General features: G+C 72.3%; 15 protein-coding genes. 7 read left to right on the plus strand and 8 right to left on the minus strand.

What is annotated here, in order from left to right:
- Window positions 1-64 precede the first annotated feature (64 nt).
- The 7 genes from OG432_RS10630 to OG432_RS10660 all read left to right on the plus strand — a co-directional run bounded on the left by OG432_RS10630 (window position 65) and on the right by OG432_RS10660 (window position 16,248).
- Window positions 65-11,338 carry a non-ribosomal peptide synthetase gene (locus OG432_RS10630; protein WP_328310106.1) on the plus strand — a complete coding sequence of 3,758 codons (11,274 nt, stop codon included), beginning with the start codon at window positions 65-67 and terminating at the stop codon, window positions 11,336-11,338.
- The gene (locus OG432_RS10635) at window positions 11,335-12,186 is read left to right on the plus strand and encodes an ABC transporter permease (protein ID WP_328310108.1); all 852 of its coding nucleotides are present in this window, start codon (window positions 11,335-11,337) and stop codon (window positions 12,184-12,186) included. The genes OG432_RS10630 and OG432_RS10635 overlap by 4 nt, the downstream gene beginning before the upstream one ends.
- 25 nt (window positions 12,187-12,211) lie before the next feature.
- A complete protein-coding gene (locus tag OG432_RS10640; RefSeq protein ID WP_328310110.1) occupies window positions 12,212-13,453 on the plus strand; it encodes a cytochrome P450 in 1,242 nt (413 codons plus the stop codon).
- Window positions 13,454-13,646: 193 nt separating this feature from the next.
- Entirely contained in the window at window positions 13,647-13,880 is a 234-nt protein-coding gene (locus OG432_RS10645; protein WP_328310112.1) for a hypothetical protein, read from the plus strand.
- Window positions 13,881-13,985: 105 nt separating this feature from the next.
- Window positions 13,986-14,204 (plus strand): MbtH family protein, encoded by a 219-nt coding sequence (locus OG432_RS10650; RefSeq protein WP_267056120.1) that lies wholly within the window; start codon window positions 13,986-13,988, stop codon window positions 14,202-14,204.
- Between the two features lie 43 nt (window positions 14,205-14,247).
- Window positions 14,248-15,180, plus strand: a complete 933-nt coding sequence (locus tag OG432_RS10655; RefSeq protein WP_328310117.1) for an ATP-binding cassette domain-containing protein — start codon at window positions 14,248-14,250, stop codon at window positions 15,178-15,180.
- Window positions 15,181-15,219: 39 nt separating this feature from the next.
- The gene (locus OG432_RS10660; RefSeq protein ID WP_328310118.1) at window positions 15,220-16,248 is read left to right on the plus strand and encodes an ArsR/SmtB family transcription factor; all 1,029 of its coding nucleotides are present in this window, start codon (window positions 15,220-15,222) and stop codon (window positions 16,246-16,248) included.
- A gap of 125 nt (window positions 16,249-16,373) precedes the next feature.
- Here the strand turns inward: OG432_RS10660 and OG432_RS10665 are convergent, their stop codons facing one another.
- The 8 genes from OG432_RS10665 to OG432_RS10700 all read right to left on the minus strand — a co-directional run bounded on the left by OG432_RS10665 (window position 16,374) and on the right by OG432_RS10700 (window position 24,715).
- Window positions 16,374-18,935, minus strand: a complete 2,562-nt coding sequence (locus OG432_RS10665; protein WP_328310120.1) for an FtsX-like permease family protein — start codon at window positions 18,933-18,935, stop codon at window positions 16,374-16,376.
- Window positions 18,932-19,732: an ABC transporter ATP-binding protein gene (locus tag OG432_RS10670; RefSeq protein WP_328310122.1), complete on the minus strand. Its 801-nt coding sequence runs from the start codon at window positions 19,730-19,732 to the stop codon at window positions 18,932-18,934. Before OG432_RS10670 ends, OG432_RS10665 begins: the two co-directional genes overlap by 4 nt.
- On the minus strand, window positions 19,729-20,517 hold the full coding sequence (locus OG432_RS10675; protein ID WP_328310124.1) for a sensor domain-containing protein: 789 nt from the start codon (window positions 20,515-20,517) through the stop codon (window positions 19,729-19,731). Before OG432_RS10675 ends, OG432_RS10670 begins: the two co-directional genes overlap by 4 nt.
- Window positions 20,514-20,747, minus strand: a complete 234-nt coding sequence (locus OG432_RS10680; RefSeq protein ID WP_267056111.1) for a hypothetical protein — start codon at window positions 20,745-20,747, stop codon at window positions 20,514-20,516. Before OG432_RS10680 ends, OG432_RS10675 begins: the two co-directional genes overlap by 4 nt.
- Window positions 20,744-21,073, minus strand: coding sequence for an ArsR/SmtB family transcription factor (locus OG432_RS10685; RefSeq protein ID WP_267056109.1), 330 nt, complete (start codon window positions 21,071-21,073; stop codon window positions 20,744-20,746). The genes OG432_RS10680 and OG432_RS10685 overlap by 4 nt, the downstream gene beginning before the upstream one ends.
- A 252-nt stretch (window positions 21,074-21,325) precedes the next feature.
- A complete protein-coding gene (locus OG432_RS10690) occupies window positions 21,326-21,850 on the minus strand; it encodes a flavin reductase family protein (protein ID WP_328310127.1) in 525 nt (174 codons plus the stop codon).
- The gene (locus OG432_RS10695) at window positions 21,847-23,145 is read right to left on the minus strand and encodes a cation:proton antiporter (RefSeq protein WP_328310129.1); all 1,299 of its coding nucleotides are present in this window, start codon (window positions 23,143-23,145) and stop codon (window positions 21,847-21,849) included. The genes OG432_RS10690 and OG432_RS10695 overlap by 4 nt, the downstream gene beginning before the upstream one ends.
- 19 nt (window positions 23,146-23,164) lie before the next feature.
- Window positions 23,165-24,715, minus strand: coding sequence for a tryptophan halogenase family protein (locus OG432_RS10700; protein WP_328310131.1), 1,551 nt, complete (start codon window positions 24,713-24,715; stop codon window positions 23,165-23,167).
- Window positions 24,716-24,717: the final 2 nt, after the last annotated feature.

Raw genomic sequence — 24,717 nt, forward strand, 5'->3', positions numbered from 1 at the left:
CGCTGTCAGCGGCTTTCTCGATGATCGACGGTGTGCACTCGGTGACCTTCGCTAGGGGATTGCTATGACTCATGTTCAGACGGGCGGCCTGCCCCTCACCGCTGGCCAGAAGGACATCTGGTTCGACGAGAAGCTCTCCGGCGGAGGCGCGACCTACAACACCGCCATCTACTGGGACATCCGCGGGCCCCTGGACCGGACCCTGTTCCGGGCGGCGCTCGCGCGCCTGGTGGAGGAGTCCGAGTGCCTGCGGCTGCGCTTCACCGAAGTGGACGGCGAGCCGCGGCAGTTCGTCGAGCCACTGAGCGAGCTTCCCCTGACGGTCACCGATGTCAGCGCCGCCGACGACCCGGCCGCCGCGGCGCTCGCCGCGATCCACGCCGATCTGCGGGTCCCCCTGTCGACCACCGCGGTCCCCCATGTGCCGCTGTTCCGGCTGAGCGTCTTCACCCTCGCCGAGGACCGCACCTTCTTCTGCCTGCTCAACCACCACCTCGTCTCGGACGGCTTCAGCTACGTCATCTACTGGCAGCGGCTCTCCGCGATCTACGAGGCGATGCTGGCAGGCGCCTCCCTCGACGAGGACCGGTTCCCCCCGCTCAGTACGCTGATCGAGGCCGAGGCCGCCTACACGGACTCCCCCCGCATGGAGCGCGACCGCGCCTACTGGGAGAAGGAGTTCGCCGACCGGCCCGCGCCGCTCAGCCTCGCCGGCCGTGACGTGGAGCCGGCGCAGACCTTCCTGCGCGAGGCGGCCGTGCTGCCCGATTCGATCGCCGAGCGGATGCGTTCGGTGGGCTGGGACGCCCGCGTGACCTGGCAGACCGTCCTCGTCGCCGCCCTCGGGGCGTACTCGGGGCGGCTCGCGGGCACCGACGACGTCCTGCTGTCGCTTCCCGTCACCGCGCGGGTGGGCGGCACCATGCAGAACATCCCCGGCATGGTCGTCAACTATCTGCCGCTGCGGCTGGCCCTGCGGCCCGCGATGACGCGGGGCGAGCTGCTCGCCACCACGTACAAGGCGTTCTCGCAGGGTCTCAAGCACCAGCGCTACCGGGTGAGCCGTATCCGGCGCGCCATGGGTCTGACCAGCGACGACCGCAGGCCGTTCGGTCCGTTCATCAACATGATGCCGCAGGTCGAACAGCTGCGGATCGGTCCCTGCGCTGCGACCATCCTGAGCCCGTCGACCGGTCTCGTCGACGACCTGGAGTTCACCGTCGCCGACAAGGGCGCCGACGGGATCGGCGTCGACCTCAGCGGCAACGAGGCCCGCTACACCCCGGACGAGGTCCGCGGGCACCTGGCCCGCTTCGTCGCCTTCCTCGACCGCTTCCTGGACGCCGGCGCCGACGAACCGCTCAGCTCCCTGGGCCTGTTCTCGGCCGGCGAGGAGGCGGAACTGGCCGCCGGTCTGACCGGGCCCCGGCGCCAGGAACCCTACGTGGGCGTCGTGGAGCGGGTGCGGGCGCACGCCGCCGAGCGGCCCGACGCCGTGGCGGTCACCGACGACGGCGGAAGCCTGACGTACGCCGAGCTGGCCGGCCGGGCCGGCGCCGCCTCCCGGCACATCGCGGCGGACGGCCTCGTGGCCGTACTGACCGAGCCGGGCCGGGACTTCGTCACCGCGGAGCTCGCCGTGCTCGGCGCGGGCGCGGCCTTCCTGCCGCTGGACCCCCGCGCCCCCCTGGCCCGTCTGACGGACCTCCTCAAGGACAGCGGAGCCGTCCAGCTCCTCGCCGACACCACCCACCGCGCACTGGCCGAACGCGCCGCGGCCGCCACCGGCTCCGCGCTGCCCGTGCACGTGCTCGACGGGGCGCGGGACGGGGCGGCCGACCTGGCGCCCGTCGTCGGCGGCCCCCTGGACCTCGCGTACGTGATCTACACCTCGGGCTCCACCGGCAAGCCCAAGGGCGCCATGGTGCAGCGCGGCGGCATGGTCAACCACCTGCTCGCCAAGGTGGAGGAGCTCGCCCTGGACGCCGCCGACGCGCTCGTCCACAGCGCGCCCGTGACCTTCGACGTCTCGGTCTGGCAGTCGCTCGCCACGCTCCTGGTCGGCGGCCGGGTCCGGGCCGTCTCGCGCGCGGACGCCGCCGACCCCGAAGCCCTGTTCGGCGTCATCGCGGCCGAGCGCCTGACCGTGCTCGAAGTCGTGCCCTCGCTGCTGCGGGCCACCCTCGACGTGTGGGACGCGGCGGGCGGCGCGCCCGCCCTCCCCGCGCTGCGCTGGATGATCTCCAACGGCGAGGCGCTCCCCGCCGAGCTGTGCGTGCGCTGGTTCGCCCGCTACCCCGGCGTCCCGCTGGCCAACGTGTACGGACCGACCGAGTGCTCGGACGACGTCACCCACGGCTACGCGCACACCGCCGCCGAGGTGACCGGCGCCTCCATGCCGATCGGCCGGCCGCTGCGCGACACACGTCTCTACGTCCTGGGCGACGATCTGCGTCCCGTCCCGCGCGGCCTGCCCGGCGAACTGCACATCGCGGGCGCCGGCGTCGGGCGCGGTTATCTCGGCGACCCGGCCCGCACCGCCATCACCTTCGTGCCCGACCCGTTCGCGGGCGACGGCTCCCGCATGTACCGCACCGGCGACCAGGTGGTGCTGCTCGCCGACGGTCAGCTCGTCTTCACCGGCCGGCGCGACCACCAGGTCAAGATCCGCGGCCAGCGCATCGAGCTGGGCGAGGTCGAGTCGGCGCTGCGCGATCTGCCGGGCGTCGCCGACGCGGCCGCCGCGACCGCCGCGGACCCGGCGGGCAACCACCGGCTCATCGGCTACGTGGTGGCCGCCGCGGGCGCCGCCTGCGACACCGTCGCGCTGCGGGACCGGCTCGCCGCCGTCCTGCCCGAACAGATGGTCCCCGCCGTCCTGTTGACGCTGGACCGGATGCCGCTCACCGCGCACGGCAAGGTCGACCGCAAGGCGCTGCCCGCCCCGCAGTTCGCGGTGACGGCCGCCGGGCGCACGGCCCGCACCCCGCAGGAGGAGACCCTGTGCCGGGTGCTCGCCGAGGTGCTCGGCGTGGACCACATCGGTGTCGACGACAATTTCTTCGCCCTGGGCGGCGACAGCATCAGCGCCATCCAGGTGGTGGGCCGGGCCCGCGCCGCGGGCCTCCTCGTCACCTCGCGCGACGTCTTCCAGCACCGCACCCCGGCCGCCATCGCCGCCGTCGCCAAGCGGGCCGACCGGGCCGTCGACCGTGCCGGGAGCGCCGTGTCCGACGGTGTCGGAGCGCTCGAACTGACCCCGGTCATCGACCAGTTGCGCGAGGACCTGGCCGATGCCCCCGAGGCGGCCGCGCAGTTCGCCCAGTACGCCACTCTCACGCTTCCCGCCGGAGCGGCCGCCGACGAGGCCCGCCTGGAGCGCGCCCTCCAGGCCGTCCTCGACCGGCACGACGCGCTGCGCATCCGGCTCACCTCGCCGGTCGCGGGCCTGTGGTCGCTGGACACCCTGCCGCAGGGCGCGATATCCGCCTCCGCCGTACTGAGCAAGGTCGAGACCGCCCCCGACGCGGACCGCGAGGCGGTACTCGCCGAGCAGATCGCCGCGGCCAGGGCGCGGCTGCGCCCCGAGGACGGCCTGCTGGTCCAGGCGGTCGTCCTGGACGAGGGCGAGCGCGGATCCGGGCGTCTGCTCCTGGTGATCCACCACCTCGCCGTGGACGGCGTCTCCTGGCGGATCCTGCTGCCCGACCTGGAGGCCGCCTGGCAGGGCGCCGAGCCCGCGCCGGTCGCCACGTCCTACCGGCGCTGGGCCACCACCCTGTCCGAGCAGGCCCGCACCCCGGGCCGGGTGGCCGAACTCCCGCTGTGGACGGACCAGTTGGCCGGAGCTTCGATCGAGCTCGGCGAGCGGCCGCTCGACCCGGCCCGCGATGTGCACGCCGAGGCGGGCCGGCTGCGGCTCGAACTGCCCACCGCGCAGAGCGCCGCGCTGCTCGGCCGGGTGCCGGACGCCTTCCACGCCGAGGTCAACGAGGTACTCCTCACCGGCTTCGCGCTGGCGCTCGCCCATCACGGCGGCGGCTCCCGCGCCCTGGTGGAACTGGAGGGCCACGGACGCGAACAGCTCACCGACGGACTCGACCTGTCCCGTACGGTCGGCTGGTTCACCAGCGTCTTCCCCGTCGGACTCGACGTGGGCGACCCGGACTGGGCGCAGGTGTGGAACGGCGGAGCCGCCGTCGGCGCCGCGCTCAAGCGGGTCAAGGAGACCCTGCGCGCCCTGCCCGACCACGGCATCGGACACGGCCTGCTGCGCCACCTCAACCCGCAGACCGCCGCGGTCCTCGCCCGCTCGGCCACCCCGCGGATCGGCTTCAACTACCTGGGCCGGTTCGCCACCGACGACACCCGCGGCGCCTGGTCGATGGAGGCGGGGGCCTTCGGCCTCACCGCCGCACCCCGGACCCCTCTGCGCCACGCCCTCGAACTGGTCGCGACGACCGAGGACCGCGCCGACGGCCCGGTCCTGGTCGCGGAGTGGATCTGGGCCGGCGCCCTCCTCACGGAGGCCGAGGTCCGCCGGATCGCGGACGACTGGTTCCGCGCGCTCACGGCGCTCGCCGATCACGCCGAGCGGCCCGAGGCGGGCGGACGCACCCCGTCCGACTTCCCGCTGGTGCCCCTCACCCAGGCGGAGATCGAGGCGTACGAGCGTGACATCGAGGGGCTCGACGACATCCTGCCGCTCTCGCCGCTCCAGCGCGGCCTGCTCTTCCAGGCCGAGTTCGACCAGCAGGGCATGGACGCGTACACGCTTCAGGTGACCATGGACGTGGACGGCCCGCTCGACCGCTCCGCGCTGCGCGCGGCCGCGGCGGCGCTGCTCGCCCGCAACCCCAGCCTGCGGGCGTCCTTCCGCGAGCGCGACGAGGGCGACCCGGTCCAGCTGATCTCCTCGGCCGTGGAGCTCGCCTGGACCGACGTCGACCTCAGGGAGTTCGCCGCCGGACGCCCCGAGGCCGAGGTGGACGCGGAGGTGCGCCGGCGCACGGAGGAGGAGTGGCTGGACCGCTTCGACGTCACCCGTGCGCCGCTGACCCGCTTCACCGTCTACCGCATCGACGACACCAGGCACCGCGTGGTGTGGACGGCCCACCACATGCTCGTGGACGGCTGGTCGCTGTCCGCGGTCCTCGCCGAGGAGCTGGTCACCCTGTGGGCCAACGGCGCGGACGGCGCGGCGCTCGCGCCGGTCGTTCCGCTGCGCGGCTACCTGGAGTGGTCGGCGGCCCAGGACAAGGAGGCGGCGCGCGAGGCCTGGCAGAAGGAGCTGGCCGGCATCGACGAGCCCACCCGGCTCGGCCCCGCCGACCGTCCCCGTGTCTCGGTGCTGCCCGGCTCCCGCTCCCTCGACCTGCCCGAGGCGCTGACCGACGCGGTCACCGTCCTGGCGACGTCGCGGGGTCTGACGATGAGCACGGTCATGCAGGGCGCCTGGGCGCTCGCGCTCGGCCGGCTGACCGGGCGCCAGGACGTCACGTTCGGCGCGGTGGTCTCGGGACGGTCCGAGGAGGTGCCCGGCATCGAACGGACGGTGGGGTCCTTCCTCAGCACCCTGCCGGTACGCGTCGCCCTCAGCCCCGCCCTGACCTTCGAGGAGATGCTGACCGCGCTCCAGGAGCGTCAGCTCGACCTGGAGCCGCACCAGCACCTGGGGCTCGCCGAGGTCCAGCAGGGCGCCGGGATCGGCGAACTCTTCGACACCGTGGTCTCCTTCCACAACTACCCGACCGGTGCCCTCGACCGGATCGGCGAGCACGTCCCAAGTCTGAGCATGCGGGCCTGGGAAGCCCGGGTCATCGCCGAATACCCCTTCGCGCTCAACGTGTTCCCGGGCAGCCGGATGCGCCTGGAGGCGCAGTACCGCCCGGACATCTTCGGCGCGGGCGAGGTCGACGAGATCCTGCGGCGCTTCGTGCGCGTCCTCGATCAGCTCGCCGCGGCGCCCGCCACCTCGCTGGGCCGCCTCGACGCGCTCGGCGACGACGAGCGCGGCCTGCTGCTCGGCGACTGGTCGGGCGCGGCCGGCGCCAAGGTCGCCTCCGGCGAGCTGACCACCAAGATCTTCGAGGCACGCGCCGCCCGCACCCCCCGCAAGACGGCGGTCTCGCTCGGCTCCGAAGAGGTCTCCTACGCGGACCTGAACGGGCGCGCCAACCAGCTGGCCCGTCTCCTCGTCGAGCGCGGCATCGGCCCCGAGCAGACCGTCGCGGTGATGCTGCCCCGCTCCCCCGAGGTGATCGTGGCGGCGCTCGCGGTGCTCAAGACCGGCGCCGCGTATCTGCCGGTGGACTCCGCCTACCCCGTCGACCGCATCTCCTACATGCTGGCCGACGCCCGTCCCACCGCGGTGCTCACCGACGAGCCGACCCGCCAACGCCTGGACTCCGTGCCGGAGTTGGCGAGCGAGCCGCTGGTGCTCGACGCGCCCGGCACCGTGGCGCGCCTGACCGCGCTCGCGGCGGCCGACCTCACCGACGCCGACCGGACCGGGCCGCTGCGCCCGGAGCACCCGGCGTACGTGATCTACACCTCCGGCTCCACCGGCCGTCCCAAGGGCGTCGTGGTGGCGCACACCGGGCTGCTGTCGATGGTCGACAGCCTCGTCGAGCGCTTCGGCCTCGACGACGAGACCCGGGTGCTCCAGTTCGCGTCCTTCAGCTTCGACGCCTCCGTCTGGGAGATCATGCTCGCGCTGCTCACGGGCGGCACCCTGGTGATCGCGGACGAGGAGTGCCGGGCCCCCGGCCGGCCGCTGGTCGACCTCATCAACCACGCCCGCGTCAACCTCGCCGGCCTGCCGCCGGTCGTGGTCGGCGGGCTGCCCGAGGGCAGCGAGCTGCCCGGCGACCTGCGTCTGGCGGTGGCGGGCGAGGCGGTCCCGGCCAGTGTCGTGGAGCGCTGGGCCGCCACGGTGCGCCTCTACAACGGCTACGGCCCCACCGAGGCCGTGGTGAGCTCGACCGTCGGCGGCCCGCTCACGGAGGCCGGCCGCCCGCCGATCGGCCGCCCCACCAGCGCCCACCGGGTGTACGTCCTCGACCACCACCTGCGGCCGGCTCCGCGCGGCGTCGTCGGGGAGCTGTATGTGGGCGGAGGTCTGGCCCGCGGCTATCTGGGCCGCCCCGACCTGACCGCGCAGCGCTTCGTCGCCGACCCCTACGGCCCCGCGGGCGCCCGGATGTACCGCACCGGAGACCTGGTGCGGTGGCTTCCGGACGGCCAGCTCGACTACCTGGGCCGCGCCGACGACCAGGTGCAGCTGCGCGGGTTCCGCATCGAACTCGGCGAAATATCCACCGCGTTGCTGGCGCAGCCCGGCGTCGAACAGGCCGCCGTCGTCGTGTCCGAGAGCGAGGACGGCGACCGTCGCCTGGTGGCCTACGTCGTCGTGTCCGAACCCGCGGTCGCCGAGGGCCTGCGCGAGCAGCTCGGCCGCTCGATGCCCGAGTACATGGTGCCGTCGGCGGTCGTCGCGCTCGACGCCCTGCCGCTCACCGCGCAGGGCAAGCTCGACCGCAAGGCTCTGCCGGCGCCGGACCTGGGGCACACCCTGAAGGGGCGCGCGCCGCGCACCCCCGTCGAGGAGATCCTCTGCGGTCTGTTCGCGGACATCCTCGGCGTGGCCCAGGTCTCCATCGACGACGACTTCTTCGAGATCGGCGGCCACTCGCTGCTCGCGACCCGGCTCGTCAGCCGGGCCCGCAGCGCGCTGGGTGTGGAGCTGCCGATCCGCGCGCTGTTCGAGGCGCGGACGGTGGTCGCGCTCGCCGGTCACGTCGAGTCGGCGGACCGGGCGAGGCCCCCGCTCGTCCCGGCGCCGAAGGACGCGACGCCGGTGCTGTCCTTCGCCCAGCAGCAGCAGTGGTTCATCAACCGCAGCCAGGAGCACACCGACGGCACGTACAACACCCCGATGGCCTTCCGGCTCACCGGAACCCTCAACGAGGCGGCGCTGCAAGGGGCGTTGACCGATCTGGTGGAGCGGCACGAGGTGCTGCGGACGGTCCTGCCGGAGACCGACGGAGTGCCGTCGGTGCGGGTCCTCGACACCGCGACGGGCGCCCCGGTGCTGCGGACGCGGACGGTGTCGGCGGCGAAGCTGGAGGCCGCGCTGGTCGCCGAGGGCGACGTCGGCTTCGACCTGAGGTCCGAACCCCCTTTGCGAGCACGGCTGTTCGCGGTCGGTGTCGACGAGTGGGTGCTGGTGCTCGTCTTCCACCACATCGTCTTCGACGGCTGGTCGATCGCGCCGATGCTCGGCGACCTGGCGGCCGCCTACCGCGCCCGGTGCGACGGCCGGGTGGCGCGGCGGACCCCGCTGCCGGTGCAGTACGCCGACTTCGCCGTGTGGCAGCGCGAGCTGCTCGGCTCGGCGGACGACCCGGACAGCCTCGCCGCCGAGCAGGTCGCCTTCTGGCGGGACGCGCTCGCCGGCGCACCCGGTGAGCTGCCGCTGCCCACCGACTTCGCACGCCCCGAGGCGAGCACGTCATCGGGCGACATGGTGATGTTCGAGCTGGATCCGGCTCTGCACACCTCGCTGACCGATCTCGCGCGCCAGACGGGAACCACCGAGTTCATCGTCTTCCAGGCCGCGCTGTGCGCCCTGCTGACCAGGCTGGGCGCCGGCACCGACATTCCCGTCGGATCCCCCATCGCCGGACGCACCGACGAGGCACTCAACGACCTCGTCGGGATGTTCATCAACTCCCTTGTGCTGCGCGGCGACACGAGCGGCGATCCGACCTTCGTCGAGCTCCTGGAGCGGATCAGGGAGACCAACCTGGCGGCCTACTCCCACCAGGACATCCCCTTCGACCAGGTGGTGGAGGCCCTCAGGCCGGCCCGCTCGCGGAGTCTGCACCCGTTGTTCCAGGTGATGCTCAGCGTGCAGAACCAGGGCAACCTGCCGCTGGACCTGCCGGGCCTGAGCGTCGTGCCCGAGTACGTGGGCTCCGACCGCGCCAAGCTCGACCTGATGCTGGAGCTGCTGCCCTGGCCGGGCGGCGGTGGCGTCCGGGGTCTGCTCAGCTTCAGCACCGACCTGTTCACTCGGGCCACCGCGGAGCGCATGGCCGAGCAGTTCCAGCGTGTGCTGCGTGCGGTCACCGCCGATCCCGAGCTGCGTCTGAGCGGTCTCGAACTGCTCACCGGCACCGAGCGCGAGCAGGTGCTGCACGGCTGGAACGACACCGCGCACGAGCTGCCCGCGGCGACCGTGACGGACCTGTTCGCCGCGCGGGTGGCCGCCACCCCGGACGCGCCGGCCGTCGGCAGCGGTGCCAAGGCCCTCACGTACGCCGAACTGGACGTGCGTGCCGATCAGTTGGCGCGCCATCTCATCGCGCAGGGAGCCGGACCCGACCGGACGGTCGCCCTCGCGGTGCCGCGCGCCCTTGAGCAGACCATCGCGGTGCTCGCGGTGCTCAAGTCAGGAGCCGCGTACGTACCGGTCGCGGCGGACGAGCCCGTCGGGCGGATCAAGGCGCTGTTCGCCGAGACCGACCCGCTGTGCCTCCTGACGACGGCGGGGCTCGCGAGCAGGCTGCGCAGCACCGGCGTCACCGCGGTGGTGCTCGACGGTCCCGAGGTGCGGCGCGGCCCGTCCGCTCCGGTCACCGACGCGGACCGCACGGCGCCGCTGCGACCCGGGCACGCGGCCTATGTGATCCGGGCGGACGACGCGGCGGGCCGGCCTCGCGGCACGGTCGTCGAGCACCGGGCGGCCGCCGGCCACCTGGCCTGGGCGCTCGCCCGCGACGAGGCACCGGCCACCGGGCTCCTCGGACCGCTGCTGTCCGGCGCCGGGGTGCGGGCGGCGGAGCCGCTGGAGCAGGACTGGGCGACGCCGCGGACGGACGCGCCGGGCAAGGCGGTGTGGAACACGCAGACGTACGTCCTGGACGAGTGGCTCGCGCCCGTTCCGCCCGGTGTGGTGGGCGAGGTGTACGTCGGGGGCGCCACGCTCGCGCGCGGCTATGCCGGCTCCCCCGGCCCGACCGCCGAGCACTTCGTGGCCAACCCCTTCGGCCCGGCCGGCTCGCGGCTGCTGCGGACCGGGGAGCGGGCCAAGTGGGCGGCGAACGGCGCGCTGTCGGCGCCCGACGCGGCGCCGGCGGGCTCCGGCTCGCAGGACGCCGGGGCGCGGACGCCCGGGGCGCCCGCCGAAGCGGTGGCCGCGACCGGCGTCGAGGAGACGCTGTGCGCCGTCGTCGCCCAGGTCCTCGGCCGTGACGGGTTCGGTGTCGAGGAGAACTTCTTCGAGACGTCGATGACCAGCATGAAGTCGCTGCGCCTGGTGGCGCTGGCCCGCAAGGCCGGCGTGGAGATCACCATCGCGGACGTCTTCGAGCACCAGACGGTGCGGGCGCTCGCGGCCGTCGCCGGGCAGGCCGGCTCCCCGGCCGAGCAGGCGGCTCCCGAACGCCGGCGAAGTACGCAGATCATGGCGGACGCCATCGAGGAGACCGGCGCCCTGGAGTACGCCGATCCGTTCGGCACGGTGCTGTGCATGAAGCCGACGGGCGATCGCCCTCCGGTGTTCTGCCTGCACAGCGGGGTCGGGTTCGCCCTGTCGTACATGCCGCTCATCCGCCATCTGGGCGCCGAGCACCCCGTGTACGGCATCCAGGCCCCGTACGTGGTGGCGGGAGCGCCGCTGCCCACCAGCATCGAGGAGACCGCGGCCGAGTACATCAGCATGATCAAGAAGGTGCGGCCCGAGGGCCCCTACCACCTGCTCGGCTGGTCGCTGGGCGGTCTCCTCGCCTACGAGATCGCCGTCCAGCTGCGCGCGGCGGGGGACGAGGTCGGCCTGGTGGCCAACCTCGACTCCTACCCGCGCACCGCGGCCGACGAGGAACAGCCCCTGCCGGACGAACAGGCCATGCTGGCCTGGCTGTTGGAGGGCATCGGGCACGACCGCTCGGAATTCGGCGACCGCGCGCTGAGCGTCGGGGACGTCATCGACACGCTGCGGCGCGACAACAGCCCGCTGGCTCAGATGGGTGAGGAACGCATGGCCCGCATGGTGAACCTGATGGCCAACCACCAGGTACTGCACAGGCGTTACACGCCCCGGGACCTCGACACGGCGATGCGGCTCTTCGTCGCCGGCCGGTTCGAGCCGGTGGCCGGCGAGACGGACCCGGCCGAGCGGTGGAAGCCGTACTTCACCGGCACGCTCGACGTCCACCGCGTCGACTCCAACCACGACGACCTGCTCAACCCCGGCCCGCTGGCCGAGATCGGCCCGGCGATCGCGGCCGAGCTGGAGCGTCACCACCTCGACCGGGACGGACGTGGACAGCGATGAGCACCCTCACCAACCCCGCCACGGCGGGCCTCGGAGCGGAGCTGCCGAGCGCCCCCGGCGGTCTGCGCTCGGCCCTGGCCGAGATGTTCGCCATCACCGGCCGGCGGCTGCTGCACCTGCGCCGCGCGCCCGGCCGGGTCCTCGGCGTCGCGATGAGCCCGCTGGTGTCGATGGTCATGGTCGGCTACCTCTTCCGGGACGCCATCGCGCTGCCGGCGGGCGGCGACTACGGCGAGTACGTCTTCGCCGGCGGCGCGGTCCAGGTGGCGCTCGCCTGCGTCGGACCGACCGCGGTGTCGGTGGCGATGGACCTCAAGGGGGGCCTGGTCGACCGGTTCAGGTCGCTGCCCATCAGCCGCTCCGCGGTGCTGTTCGCCCACACCTTCGCCGACCTCCTGGTGGGTCTGCTCGGGCTGGTCGTGGTCACCGGCGCGGGCCTCGCGCTCGGCTGGCGGCCGCACACCGACGCCCTTTCGGTGCTCGCCGGGTTCGGTCTGATCGTGGTCCTGACGTACGTGATGCTGTGGCTCGGCGTGCTGTTCGCGATGACGATGGGCAGCGTCGAGACGATCAACGTGTGGACGCCCTTCATCGTGATCGTGCTGCCGTTCGTCTCCAGCGCCTTCCTCTCCCCCGACTCCATGCCCTCCCTGGTCCGCCCGCTCGCCGAGTGGAACCCGATCAGCGCGGTCATCGCGTCCTGCCGCGACCTGTGGGGCAACCCCGCCACGACCGGTGACAGCTTTCCCGCCCAGCATCCCGGGGTGGTGATCGTGGTGACCCTCGGCGTGCTGTTCGCGGCCTGTTTCACCGTGAGTCTGCGCCGCTACCGCACCGCTGGTTCCTGACCCCGCCCCCCGGAAGGAGACCCCCATGACCACTGCTCAGGAGCAGCGCGCCGTACCGGATCCGAGCATTGTCGACCTCACCGACCCGCAGACCTTCCTCGACCACGACCCGCAGGCCCTGTGGCGCCGCTACCGCGAGGAGAGCCCGGTCCACTGGCAGCCGGTGAACGGCAGCCGCATGCCCGGGTTCTGGGCGATCACCAAGTACGCCGACGTGGTGGACATCTACCGCAACAACAAGGAGTTCACCTCCGAGCGCGGCAACGTCCTGGTGACGCTGTTGCAGGGCGAGGACTCCGCGTCGCGCAAGATGCTGGCCGTCACGGACGGCCCGCGGCACCGCGAGATCCGCAATCTGATGCTCAAGTCGTTCTCGCCCCGGGTCCTGGAACCCGTGGTCGCGGGCATCCACCGCCGCACCCGCGAACTGGTCGAACAGGCCCTGCGGCTGGGCTCGTTGGACTTCGTGACCGATGTCGCCGACCACATCCCGATCAACACGATCGGCGACCTCATGGACATCCCGGCCGGCGACCGGGAGCGGCTGGTGGAGTGGAACACCCAGACGCTGTCGCGGCACAGCTCCGAGGACAGCGCGCTCGACGAGGTGATGGCCCGCAACGAGATCCTGCTGTACTTCTCCGAGCTCGCCGCCAAGCGGCGCAGGAACCCCGGTGAGGACGTCATCTCGGCACTGGCCACGGCCACCGTGGACGGCAAGCCGCTCTCCGAGGACGAGATCGTCTTCAACTGCTACAGCCTCATCCTGGGCGGCGACGAGTCGAGCCGCATGTCGTCCATCGGCGGTCTCATCGCCTTCAGCGAGCACCCCGAGCAGTGGCGCAGGCTGAAGTCGGGCGAGGTGGGCGCGGACAGCGCCACCGAGGAGGTGATGCGCTGGACCACCCCCGCCATGCACTTCGGGCGCCGGGCCCTGGTGGACGTCCCGGTCCGCGGCCAGGTGGTCAAGGCCGGTGACGTGGTGACGCTGTGGAACAGCTCGGCCAACTTCGACGAGGACGTCTTCGCCGATCCGTACGCCTTCGACATCGCGCGCACCCCCAACAAGCACGTGGCGTTCGGGCACGGCCCGCACTTCTGCCTCGGCGCCTTCCTCGGCCGCGTGCACGTGAACGCGATGGTCGAGGCCCTGCGCACCCGGGTCGCCCGCATCGAACTCACGGGCCCGCCGCAGCGGTTGTACTCCAACTTCGTGTACGGCTACAGCGGCCTGCCCGTCGAGCTCACCCCGGAACCGGCCGTCTGACCCCCCTCGACGGCCCACGCCGGCAGCCCGTCCCGCCCTCTCCCTGCGAGGGCGGGACGGGCTGTCGGCGTTCCCGGCCGGCGCCGGGTGCGGCTGACAACCGCCTGACGCGGGGCTGACCGGTCCGGGAACCTGGATACGATCCTTGAGGCCACGGGTACAGAGGACTCAACGAACCTAAGGGGAAGCCCACATGACCGGCGCAGTCATCGCCATTGCCATCGTGTTGATCGTCATCGGCGGCATTACGGCGAGTGTGGTCGCGTACTTCAGACTGCAGCGCCACCGCGCCGACGCCGTCGCCATGGCCGAGTACCGCAGGCTCGCCGACGAGGCGGTCGCCAACCAGGAGGTCCTGCAGGGCCAGTTGGCGGAGCTCGGCGACCGCCTCAAGTCGGTCGAGAGCCTGCTGCGCAGCGTCGACTGACCGCGCGTCGGGGCTGTCAGCTCCGCGTCAGCGGACGCCGGAAGCATGCAAGGCACGGGCCGTGTGGCCCGTGCCTCCATACGACCGGATACCGGAGTTCGCGACGTGTCGAATCCTTTTGATGACCAGGACGGAACTTTTCTCGTACTGGTGAACGACGAAGGCCAGCACTCCCTCTGGCCCGCCTTCGCCGAGCAGCCCGCCGGCTGGACCGTGGCGCTCGCCGAGGGCCCCCGCGACGCCGCCCTCGCCTTCATCGAGGAGCACTGGACCGATATGCGCCCGCGCAGCCTGCGCGAGGCCGCCGAAGCCCGGGTTTCTTGAGTTCCCGTCGGTTCGCCCGCAGGCCGGAGGAACAACAGTGAGCATGGCGATTCAGGCGGATGGGCTGCGCAAGCGGTACAAGCAGCACGAGGCGCTCAGCGGTGTCGACCTCGCGGTCCCCAGCGGCACGGTGTTCGGCCTGCTCGGCCCCAACGGGGCCGGCAAGACGACCACGGTACGCATGCTGGCGACCCTCAACGAGCCGGACGGCGGCCGCGCCGAGGTGGCGGGGTTCGACGTGGTGCGCCAGCCGCACGAGGTGCGGCGGCGGATCGGTCTCGCCGGCCAGTACGCGGCGGTGGACGAGCTCCTGACCGGGCGGGAGAACCTCGTCCTCATCGGCAGGCTGCTGCACCTGGGCGGGCGGGCGGCACGCGAGCGCGCCACCCGCCTGCTGGCCCGGTTCGACCTCACCGATGCGGCGGACCGTCCCGCCCACACCTACTCGGGCGGCATGCGCCGGCGCCTCGACCTGGCGGTCTGCCTGGTCACGACGCCGTCGGTGCTCTTCCTCGACGAGCCCACCACGGGCCTGGACCCGGTCAGCCGGATGGCGCTGTGGACCGCGGTCCGCGAGCTCGTGACGGACGGCGTGACCGTCCTGCTGACCACGCAGTACCTGGACGAGGCCGACGCCCTCGCCGACCGGATCGCCGTGGTCGACGCGGGCCGGGTCATCGCCGAGGGCACCCCGGACGAGCTGAAGCGGAAGGTCGGCGACGAGCGCCTCGAAGTCGAGGTCGCGCGCCCGGACGAGGTGTCCGCCGCGGTCAGGGCGCTGCGCCGCACATCGGCGGACGAACCCTCCGTCGACCTGGAGCGGCGCCTGGTCTCCATCGCGCTCGGCGACGGGATGACCGGCATCGCCAACGCGGCCACCGCACTACGGGAAGAGGGCGTGGAGGTGGTCGATTTCGCGTTGCGCAGGCCGACGCTCGACGACGTCTTCGTAACGCTCACCGGCCAGTCGGCCTGAACGGTTTCCTTGCGAACGAGCTTATTTACGGGGGCAGTTATGCAAAGAATTCACTTCACCGCTGCCGACATAGCCAAGACGAGACTCAAGACGAGCGCCGGTCCCCTCATCGAGACGGCGTTCGCGCACAGCCTGCTCGGCCGGGGCGTCCCCCCCGCGTACGCGCGCTGGCGCAAACAGGTCGCCAAGCGGCTGCCGTCCTGGCCGCGGCTGCGGTCGGGCGGCGTCAGCGTCGTCAGCGATCCGGAGGCGCTGCTCGACCTGATCGAGCACAACGGGAGCGAGGGCGGCGCGTGCGGTGACACCGCCGACGCGGCCGGCCAGGACGCCCTGGTGGCCCAGCTGTCCGCCTACCGGGAGGCGGCCGGCCTTTCCGAGGTCTGGCAGGCCGCGATCGCGCCGTACTGGGACCACATGGAGGCGTATCTCCAGGTCGAGTGCGAGGCACGCGGACGGGTGGTGATGGCCGGCGGGGTGGGGCTGCTTCTGGCCACGCTGCACCCGAAGATCAAGTGGCGCTCGCAGGTCCTGGAGATCCCCGGCGGACCCGACGAGGACGTCTTCCTCGACCGGCGCGGCCTCGTCCTGACTCCGTCGGTGTTCCTCAACCACCGGCCGGCCCAGCTCACCGGCAAGCACAGCGAGGGCGGCGAGCTGGTGCTGGCCTTCGCCGCGCCGCCGGACGTCCAGCGCGCGGCGAACCTGTGGGACGAGCCCGACGACACCGCCCAGTCGCTGGGCGCGCTGGTCGGCCAGACCCGGGCCGCGGCGCTGCGGGTGCTGCGCGCCACGTGCACCACGAGCCAGCTGGCCCACCGGCTCGGCATCTCGGCGGCCGGCGCGAGCCAGCACACGACGGTGCTGCGCCAGACCGGCCTGATCACGACCCGCCGGATCCGCAACACGGTCCTGCACACGGTGACCCCGCTGGGTCTCGCCCTCCTCGACGGTCTGCCCGCTCCCTCCACCGCGGAGCGGGTGCCCGCGCAGGGCTCGTCGTCCGAGATGTGGCGGCACGCCCTGGACGCCATCCCCCAGCAGGCGCAGGTCGCTCAGGCCGCCTGGTGATGTTGCTCGCACGGCCCGCGGGCCGACGCGGCTGACGCACCGGCGGCGCACCGCCCATGTACGACGAATCCCCCGGCCACGGTCTTCCGTGGCCGGGGGATTCGTCGTACGTGACGCGGTCCGTGTCACTCGCGCAGGCCCACCATCGTGCCGGGCCGGCCGCGCAGGACGAGCGCGGCCGAGATCAGGGTGGTGATCAGTGTGAGGACGAAGGCGGCGGCCACCACCGTGGCGAAGATCCACGGCGAGCCCTCGGGGACGGGCGAGCCGAGCACGCTCTCGCTCAGCGGCACCAGGGTCAGCACCGCGACCAGCGATCCGAGGACGAGCCCCGCGACCGCGACCAGGATCGCCTCCACCGTCATCATCCGCAGCACCTGCCGCCGGGTGGCCCCGATGAGCCGTTGCAGCATGAACTCGCGCCGCCGCTCGGTGGTGGCCAGGACCTGCGTGTTGACCAGGGCGATCGTGGCGTAGGCGACGACCACGCCGAGCACCAGATAGGCCATCCAGGCCTGGGTGTCGTCCTCGCTCTGGTGCACCGCGCTGACCATGGCACGGGGCAGCACGCTGAGCCCGGGGTGCGCTCCGGCCAGGGCCGACAGGCTCTGCGCGAGCCGTCCGGGGTCCGTGCCCTGGGCCGCGGTCACCGTGATCTGCGGGACCAGGCCCGCGTCGGTGTGCTGGATCAGGAGCGACGCCGGGAGCAGCGCCGTCTCGTAGCCGCGCCGCGCGTCGACGGTGGCCACCAGCTTGAGGGAGGCCTCGGCGCCGTCGCCGAACCGCATCGGGACCAGGTCGCCGAGCTGGAAGCCGCCGGCCTCGGAGGCGGGCAGGGCGACGGTGTCGCCGTGCAGTGCGCCGAGGCTGCCGGTCCTCGCGTGGAAGGCGGTGGTGCCGGCCACGCCTTCGGCGGTGACGCCCTGCATCGGCATCTCGGTGGGCTCGAAGTCGCCCTCGTCGATCTCGGACTGCGAGGGCGGGGTCTTGGGCTCCAGGTAGCCGAGGCTGGAGACCTGGGCGGAGGCGGCCGCGACTCCCGGCTGCTTCCCGATGGTGTCCACCATGGACAGCGGGAGGCCGCCGGAGACGGAGGTGACCGCGAGGTCGGCCCGCATGTTGTCGCTGAACGCCTGCTGCGAGCCGCTCGACTGGGTGGTCTGGAGGTAGATCAGCGCGGTGGCGAGCCCGGTGGCGAGCATGACGGGCATCACCGCTCCGGCCATCCGTCCGATCCGCGCCTTGGCGTTGAGCGTGGCGAGGCGTCCCGCGAGTCCGGTCAGGGCGCGCAGCGGCCAGCGGAGCACGGCCGTGATGACCTTGGCGAGTCCGGGTCCGAGCAGTCCGAATCCGGCGGTCCACAGCATCGCGGCCGGGGTCGCGGTGCTGCCGGCCATGGGCCCGGACATGCTCGCGGTGACCAGGGCGAGCGCGGTGCCGCCGCCGAGGAAGAGCAGGGCGAACACGACCCGCGGGACGCTGACCCACTTGCGTTGCAGGGAGGCCTCGGCGAGTGCCTCGGTCGGCCGGGTGCGGGCCGCGCCGCGGGCCGAGATGAAGGCCGCTCCGAGCGCGGTGAGCAGGGCCGCGCCCACACCGGTCACCATGGGGATCCAGCCGGCCCGGTACGCCAGGGCGTCGGGCACCACGTCGCCGCGGGCGAACGCGGCGAGCAGCCATCTGCCGACGCGCGGTCCCGGGTAGCAGGCGAGGCCGGTGGCGATGACGGCGATGAACAGGGTCTCGCCGAGGATCAGCCGGCGCAGCTGTCCCGGCGTGGTGCCGATGGCGCGCAGCAGTGCCATTTCGCGCTGCCGCTGCTGGATGGAGAGGCCGGTGGTGCTGGACACCACGAAGACGGTGACCATCGCGGAGAGCCCGCCGAACACCGAGGCCAGGGTGACCAGTTTGGTGCCGTCGGTGATGATCGAGGGGTTCTCGGCCCAGCCGCGCCGGTCGCCGGTCAGTACGGAGACGGGGGCTTCGCCGGCCGCCTTCTCGATCTCCGACACGACCTGGCCGCGGTCGGCGCCGGGCGTGGTGAGCACGCCGATGTTGTCGACCTTGCCGGGCCGCCCGCCGACCTGCGCGGCGAGCTGGTCGGAGAGGAACAGGGTGTCGCCGTCGCCGGCGCCGGTGGCGAGCCCGGAGACGGTGAGCTCCTTGGCGCCGCCGTGGACCAGGAGCTGGATCCGCTGTCCGGCGCCGATGCCGGCCTTCGCGGCGAGTCCCGCGTCGAGCACGACCTGGCCGGGCCCGGTGGGCGCGCCGCCCGCGGTGAGGCGGTAGGGCGCGAGCCCGGCCGACGACCAGCCGTGGCCCGTGGCCTTGAGGGGAGCCGTGGCGGGTGCGGACGCGGCGCCGGACGGCGCCACGGTGGCGTCGAAGGAGAGGTCCGGCACGGCGTCGGCCACGCCGGGCAGGGTCTTGATCGTGGTCGCCAGCGAGGCGTCGAGGCGGACGCGTTCGGTGAAGACGGTCTCGCCGTGGGTGCCGGGGTGGCTCTGGTCGCCGGTCACCACGATCGGCGCGGCGCCCAGGCGGCCGGGCGGAGCGGCGCTGCGCAGCCCCGTCTCGAAGAGGCCGCCGCATCCGATCACGATGGCGGCGCCGAAGAACAGCGCGATGAACGAGGCGATGAAGCCGCCCTTGTGGAAGCGCAGGGTGCGCAGCGCGATGCGGATCATCGGGGCACCCCGTGTCCGGCGCGGATCCCGGCGGAGTCCTGGCCCCAGGCGCCGAGGCCCGTCATGCGTTCGGCGACCTGGTCGGCGGTGGGACGGTCGAGGTGACTGACGAACTGTCCGTCCGCCAGGAAGAGCACACGGTCGGCGTGCGAGGCGGCGACCGGGTCGTGGGTGACCATCACCATGGTCTGGCCGGCCTCGCGCACGGCCTCGCGCAGCAGCATCAGCACTTCGCGGGCGGCGTAGGTGTCGAGGGCGCCGGTCGGTTCGTCGCCGAAGATGACCGCGGGCCTGGTGATGAGGGCGCGGGCGATGGCGACGCGCTGCTGCTGGCCGCCGGAGAGTTCGCCGGGCCGGTTGTCCCGGCGGTCCGCGAGGCCCACGCGCGCCAGGACCTCCTCCACCGCGGCCTTCTTCGGCCGGTGGCCCGCGAGCCGGAGCGGCAGGGCGACGTTGTCGACGACGCTCAGCGCGGGAAGCAGGTTGAACGCCTGGAAGATGAAGCCGATCCGTTCGCGGCGCAGCTTGGTCAACTCGCGTTCCTTGAGCGGCGAGAGGTCCACTCCGTCGAGCATGACCTTTCCCGAGGTCGGCCGGTCGAGCCCGGCCGCGCAGTGCAGGAACGTGGACTTGCCGGACCCGGAGGGGCCCATCACCGCGGTGAAGGTGCCGCGCGGCAGGCCGAGGGTGACGCCGTCGAGGGCGGCCACCCGGTTCTTGGACCCGCCGTAGACCTTGCGTACGGATTCGAGCCGTACGACGTCCTGTCGGTACTGCGGGCTCGGCGTCCCCGTCATGAGCTGTGTCCTTCGCTGAGGGTGAGCCCGGACAGCGGGCGATTCGATACGAGCGCCAGGGGGCCGGGCTCGGTGAGGATCCGCTTGGCCCGCTCCAGCGGGTCCGGCGGGGGGCGGAGCAGGGTGTGGGCGACGGTCAGGTGCAGCCGGGCCGCGGCGACCACGAGGTAGGAGGCGTACCCGAGGACCGCGAGGCACAGGACGGCGGTGAGCAGTGCCGCGGGCCAGCTCGCGATCCACAGGCCGGGGTCGCCGTCGTCGGGCCCGCCCAGCCATACACCGCGTACCCAACTGCCGTCACTCTGGCGGGAGTTGATGCTCCAGAACCACAGCGGCAGCGAGACGCCGGCGAGGAGGCCGAGCCACACCACGAGCGCGAGGAGGTCGAGCAGCAGCAGGAAGGGGAAGAGCAGCACCAGGCAGGCGATGTCGCGGAAGGTCACGGGGTCGCCGCAGCGCGCCTTGAACTGCCCGACCAGGCCCGGCTTCTGGGCTTCCCGGTAGGCGTACGGGACGGGCTCGTCCACGAGGACGGCGCGACCGCGCTCGACCTGGGCGCAGCAGCGTACGACCCACGCCGAGCCGACGGTCAGCGCCACCGTGACGGTGAGCTGCATGAAGACGAGCCCGAGCACGAGGGCCAGGGCCCCGATCGCGAAGAGGACCGGGCCCGCCACCAGATAGCTGGCCAGGTATCCGGTCGCGCGCCAGGGGGTGGCGGAGAGGAGCATCCGCAGCGGGTTGCGCCCGGCGGGCAGCTTGCGGCCGGGCCTGAGCGCGATCATCCGACGCTCCGCAGCAGGTTCTCGATCGACTTCATCCGCTCGTCGAGCGCGCCGAGCTGGGCCTGCAACGCCAGCTGCACGCCGGGCAACTCCTCCGCCAGCTTGCGGAATTCGGCCATGGCGACCGCGTCGGCGCGATGGCGCAGCAGCCGGAAGTAGGCGACCACGCTTCCCGTGATCCCGCCCACGACGAGCAGGGTGATGGTGATGGTGATGACGGCGCCGGTCATGCCGCGGTCCCCTTCTTCATGTTGACGGGCCCTTCCGTGTCCTGGGCCATGGCCCCGACGATCGTGGCGAGATTGACGTGCAGGTCGAACGGCGCCAGCTCGAAGTACTTCAACGCCTTGCCGTCCGGGGAGAGTTCGAGGTTGCTCACGACCAGTTCGGCCTTCTCGAGCCGTTCCAGGTGCATGTAGAGCAGGGGCCTCGACATCTCCAGACGGCGGGCCAGCTCGCTCACGTACAGCCTGCCGCCCGCGAGTTCGGCGATGGCGCGGAGCCGTTGCCGGTGGCCCACCGCGGCGAGAACTGCCAGCAGATCGTCGCTCGTCATGGCTCACCCTCTCCGTCGCCCCGAAGCCTGTAAGTTGAGACTTACACATGACGATGCGTTCGGTCAAGGGTAAGCCCCGGCAGTCCGGTGGCGCCGGGCCCGGTCTCACGCCGTCCCCAACTCCCTTTCCTGGTACGCGTTTCTGGTACGAGATGCGTACGAGATGAGCGCCCCGGACCCGGGCACGCGCGAAGGTCCGACCCTCGGGGCAGGGGCGGACCTGGTGGCGCTGTGCGGTAGGGATCGGGGGGATCAGAGCTGGGACCAGGAGCGGAACTGGCGCAGCCCGTACAGGAGCGGGGGGAGCTCGTGGTGCTGGATGAGCAGGCGGGCCTCGCCGAAGACGGTGACGTGGTCGCCGGTGCGGTGCACCGCGCTCACGTCGCAGTCGGCGACGGTGTGCGCGTCGCGCACCAGGTGCGGCCCGCCCGCGTCCGCCTCCTGCTCCCAGGGGACCAGGTGGAACCGCTCGGGGTTGCCGGAGGCGAACAACTCGGCCGTGTCCCGGGCGCCTTCGTGCAGCAGGTTCACCGCGAAGGTGCCGCGTTCCAGGATGGCTTCCAGGGTCGGGCTGCCGTCGCGCAGGCAGACCAGGAGCGTCGGCGGGCTGAGCGTGACACTGCACACCGAGGAGCACGTCATGCCCCGCGGCGCCCCGTCGTCCCCGGTGGTGGTGACCACGCCGACGCCGGTCGGGAATCCGCTCATCATGGCGCGGAAGCGATCGGGCGTCGCCAGATCGGCCGGCGCTTCGACGTTGACGGCGCGTTCGGTCATCGGACACTGCTTTCTGTCGCTACGGCAAACGCCCCGGTCGTGAGGCGGCTCTCTCCCCGGTCGAGGAGATTCAGGAGCGGTCCCGTCATGGCCGTCGTCGTCAGCGCCATCACGATCAGCGCGAGGACCATGGGACCGGTCAGGATTCCGGCGCTGAGGCCGGCCTGGAGGGCGATCAGTTCGGTGAGGCCGCGGGTGTTCATGAGGACGGCGATCCGGCGCGCCGTTCCCCGGGGCCGGCCGCCCCAGCGGGCTCCCAGATAGCTGCCGATCCCCTTGCCGGCGCAGCCGAGGACGACGGCCGACGTGAGCAGCAACCAGGACGTGTCGGCGAACGAGCCGGTGAGCACGGTGACGCCGGTGACCACGAAGAAGGCGGGTGCGAGCGCCGCACCCAGCCGCGAGACGCTGCTCACCGCCCGCTCCCAGGGAGCGTCCTCGCCCCCCGGGATCGCCATGCCGACCAGAGCGGCGCCGAGGATCGCGGTCATCCCCAGGTGTTCCATCGCGAGCGCCACGGCCAGGGCCGTCGCGCCGAGGAACACCGCCGCCGTGCGCGGCGCCCGTACGCAGCCGTTGCGGGCGATCCGGGTGCGCAGCCCGTACCGTACGGCCAGCGCGCACAGACCGCCGAAGGCGAGCGCGCGCAGCGAGTGCAGTACGCCGTCGAGGCTTCCCTTGCCGAGACTGATGGCGAGGGTCAGCAGCAGCCAGCCCACCGCGTCGATCACGATGGCCGCGGCGAGCGCGGTCTGGCCTGCGGGGGTCCCGGTCCTGCCCCGGTCCGCGAGGATCCGGGCCATGACGGGGACCGCGGTGATGGACATCGACACCGCCACCATCAGGACGAAGGCGGGGAGCGGAGCGCTGCCGCGCGCCGCGTCGTCGTCGCTCGCCAGCACGAGTCCGGCCAGCGCGAGCCCGGTGAGCAGGGGCACCACGAGGGCGCCGACCACCACCCGCAGCGTGCCGCCGCGCGGCGCCGCTCCCGCGGAGGCCGCGCCCAGCTTGTGGGCGAGACCGACCAGGAACAGCACGAGCCCGGCCTGCGACACCAGCTTGATCACGTCGAACACGGGCGCCGGAAGCGCCGCGTCGAGGGCGGGGCGCCCGAACAGGGCGATCACGGCGGGCCCGGAGAGCAGCCCCACCACGATCTCCCCGATCACCTCGGGCTGACGCAGCATCCTGGCGAGTGCCCGGCCCGCCAGGGCGATGAGCAGGATGACGGCGAGTGCCAATGTGACGTGGGCGATGCGCGGCGCGTCGCCGATGAGGCTTCCCAGCGATTCCATGGCTCGGACCGTCGCCCGCTCAGTGGTGCTGCGCGAAGTATTCGTACGCCTTGGGAAGCGTCTCGGTCAGTCGGCGGGTCTTCTCGCGGATCTCCGCGAACTCCCGCTCCGCGGCCCCCGGGTCGGACAGCGCGAGCGCGGGCGACGGCTTCATTTCGATGCCGCCCATCCCGAGCAGTACGCACATGTACGAATAGGCGGGCAGGCCGTGGTAATAGGGGAAGATGCTCTCGGAGTCCGGGACCTGGGTCTTCCACATTTCCAGGCGCTCGGCGAGTGCGTCGGGAATCGCCCGGGTCTTGGTGTCCTTCCAGTACTGCGTGTCCTGGCGCTTGGCCGCGACGTAGTGCAGGACGAGGAATTCCCGGACGCCGTCCATGACGTGGGCGATGGAGCGGTTGTAGAGCGTGCGCTGGTTGGGGTTCCAGTCCTCGTTCGGGAAGTTCTTGGCTATCTGCTCGATGGCGTGGTGGATGAAGAAGATTCCGGTGGATTCGAGCGGCTCGACGAATCCGCTGGAAAGGCCGACGGCCACGCAGTTGTTGACCCAGGAATTGCGGCTGCGGCCGATGCGCATGTTGATGTGGTTGGCGCTGACGTCCGCGGCGGCGGGGCCGACGAACTCGCGCAGGGTGCGCTCGGCGTCCTCGGGCGAGAGGTAGTCCTTCGCGTAGACGTATCCGGTGCCGACCCGGCCCATCAGCGGAATCGTCCAGATCCAGCCGGCGTCCTGGGCGGTGGCGGTGGTGCAGGGCAGGATGCCGCGCTTCTCCATGTCCATCGGGACCTGGAGGGCGACCGCGCTGTCGTTGGGCAGCGTGTCCTTGTAGGAGATGAACGGCTCGTCGAGCGCCTTGTTGATGAGCAGCGCGCGGAAGCCGGTGCAGTCGATGTACAGGTCGCCGGTGATGTCGCCGTGCTCGGCGGTGGTGACGCCGCTGATCCAGCCGCGGTCGTCCAGGTTGACCTGCTTGACGTCGTCGACGATGTGCTTGACGCCGCGCTCCACCGAGTACTTGGTGAGGTATTTGGCGAGCAGCGCCGCCTCGAACTGGTAGGCGTAGGGGAACTGGGTCTTGCCCTGGTGCTCGGACATCGTCAGGCCCTGCATCTCGTCCGCGCCCTCGTCGAAGGGCTGGTCGATGAGGGTGCCGTCGAGGCGGCGCGGGCTGAGCCCGGCGTCGATGACCGAGGCCATCACGAAGCAGTCCTTGTCGAACCGGTCCGTCGGGCCCTGCTGGAGCCACCAGTCGGTGAGCGGGAAGCCGTTGACCGACCGCATCTGCTCGAAGGGGTGGTAGAAGTAGTGGCCCTTCTCGCGCCAGTTCTCGAACCTGACCGCGAGCTTGTACGTCGCGTTGCAGGCCGGCATCCAGTCCTTCTCCTTGAGTCCGAGGAACTCGAAGAAGTGACGGATGTCGCTGAACGTGGCCTCTCCGACGCCGACCGCGCCGACGTGACCCGATTCCACGAGCGTGATGTCCATGCGCTCCCCGAACGCGGCCTTCAGATACGAGGCCGTCATCCATCCTGCGGTACCGCCACCCACGATCACGACTTTGTTGAGCACTG

Source organism: Streptomyces sp. NBC_00442, assembly GCF_036014195.1.
In the GTDB taxonomy this organism is placed as follows: domain Bacteria; phylum Actinomycetota; class Actinomycetes; order Streptomycetales; family Streptomycetaceae; genus Streptomyces.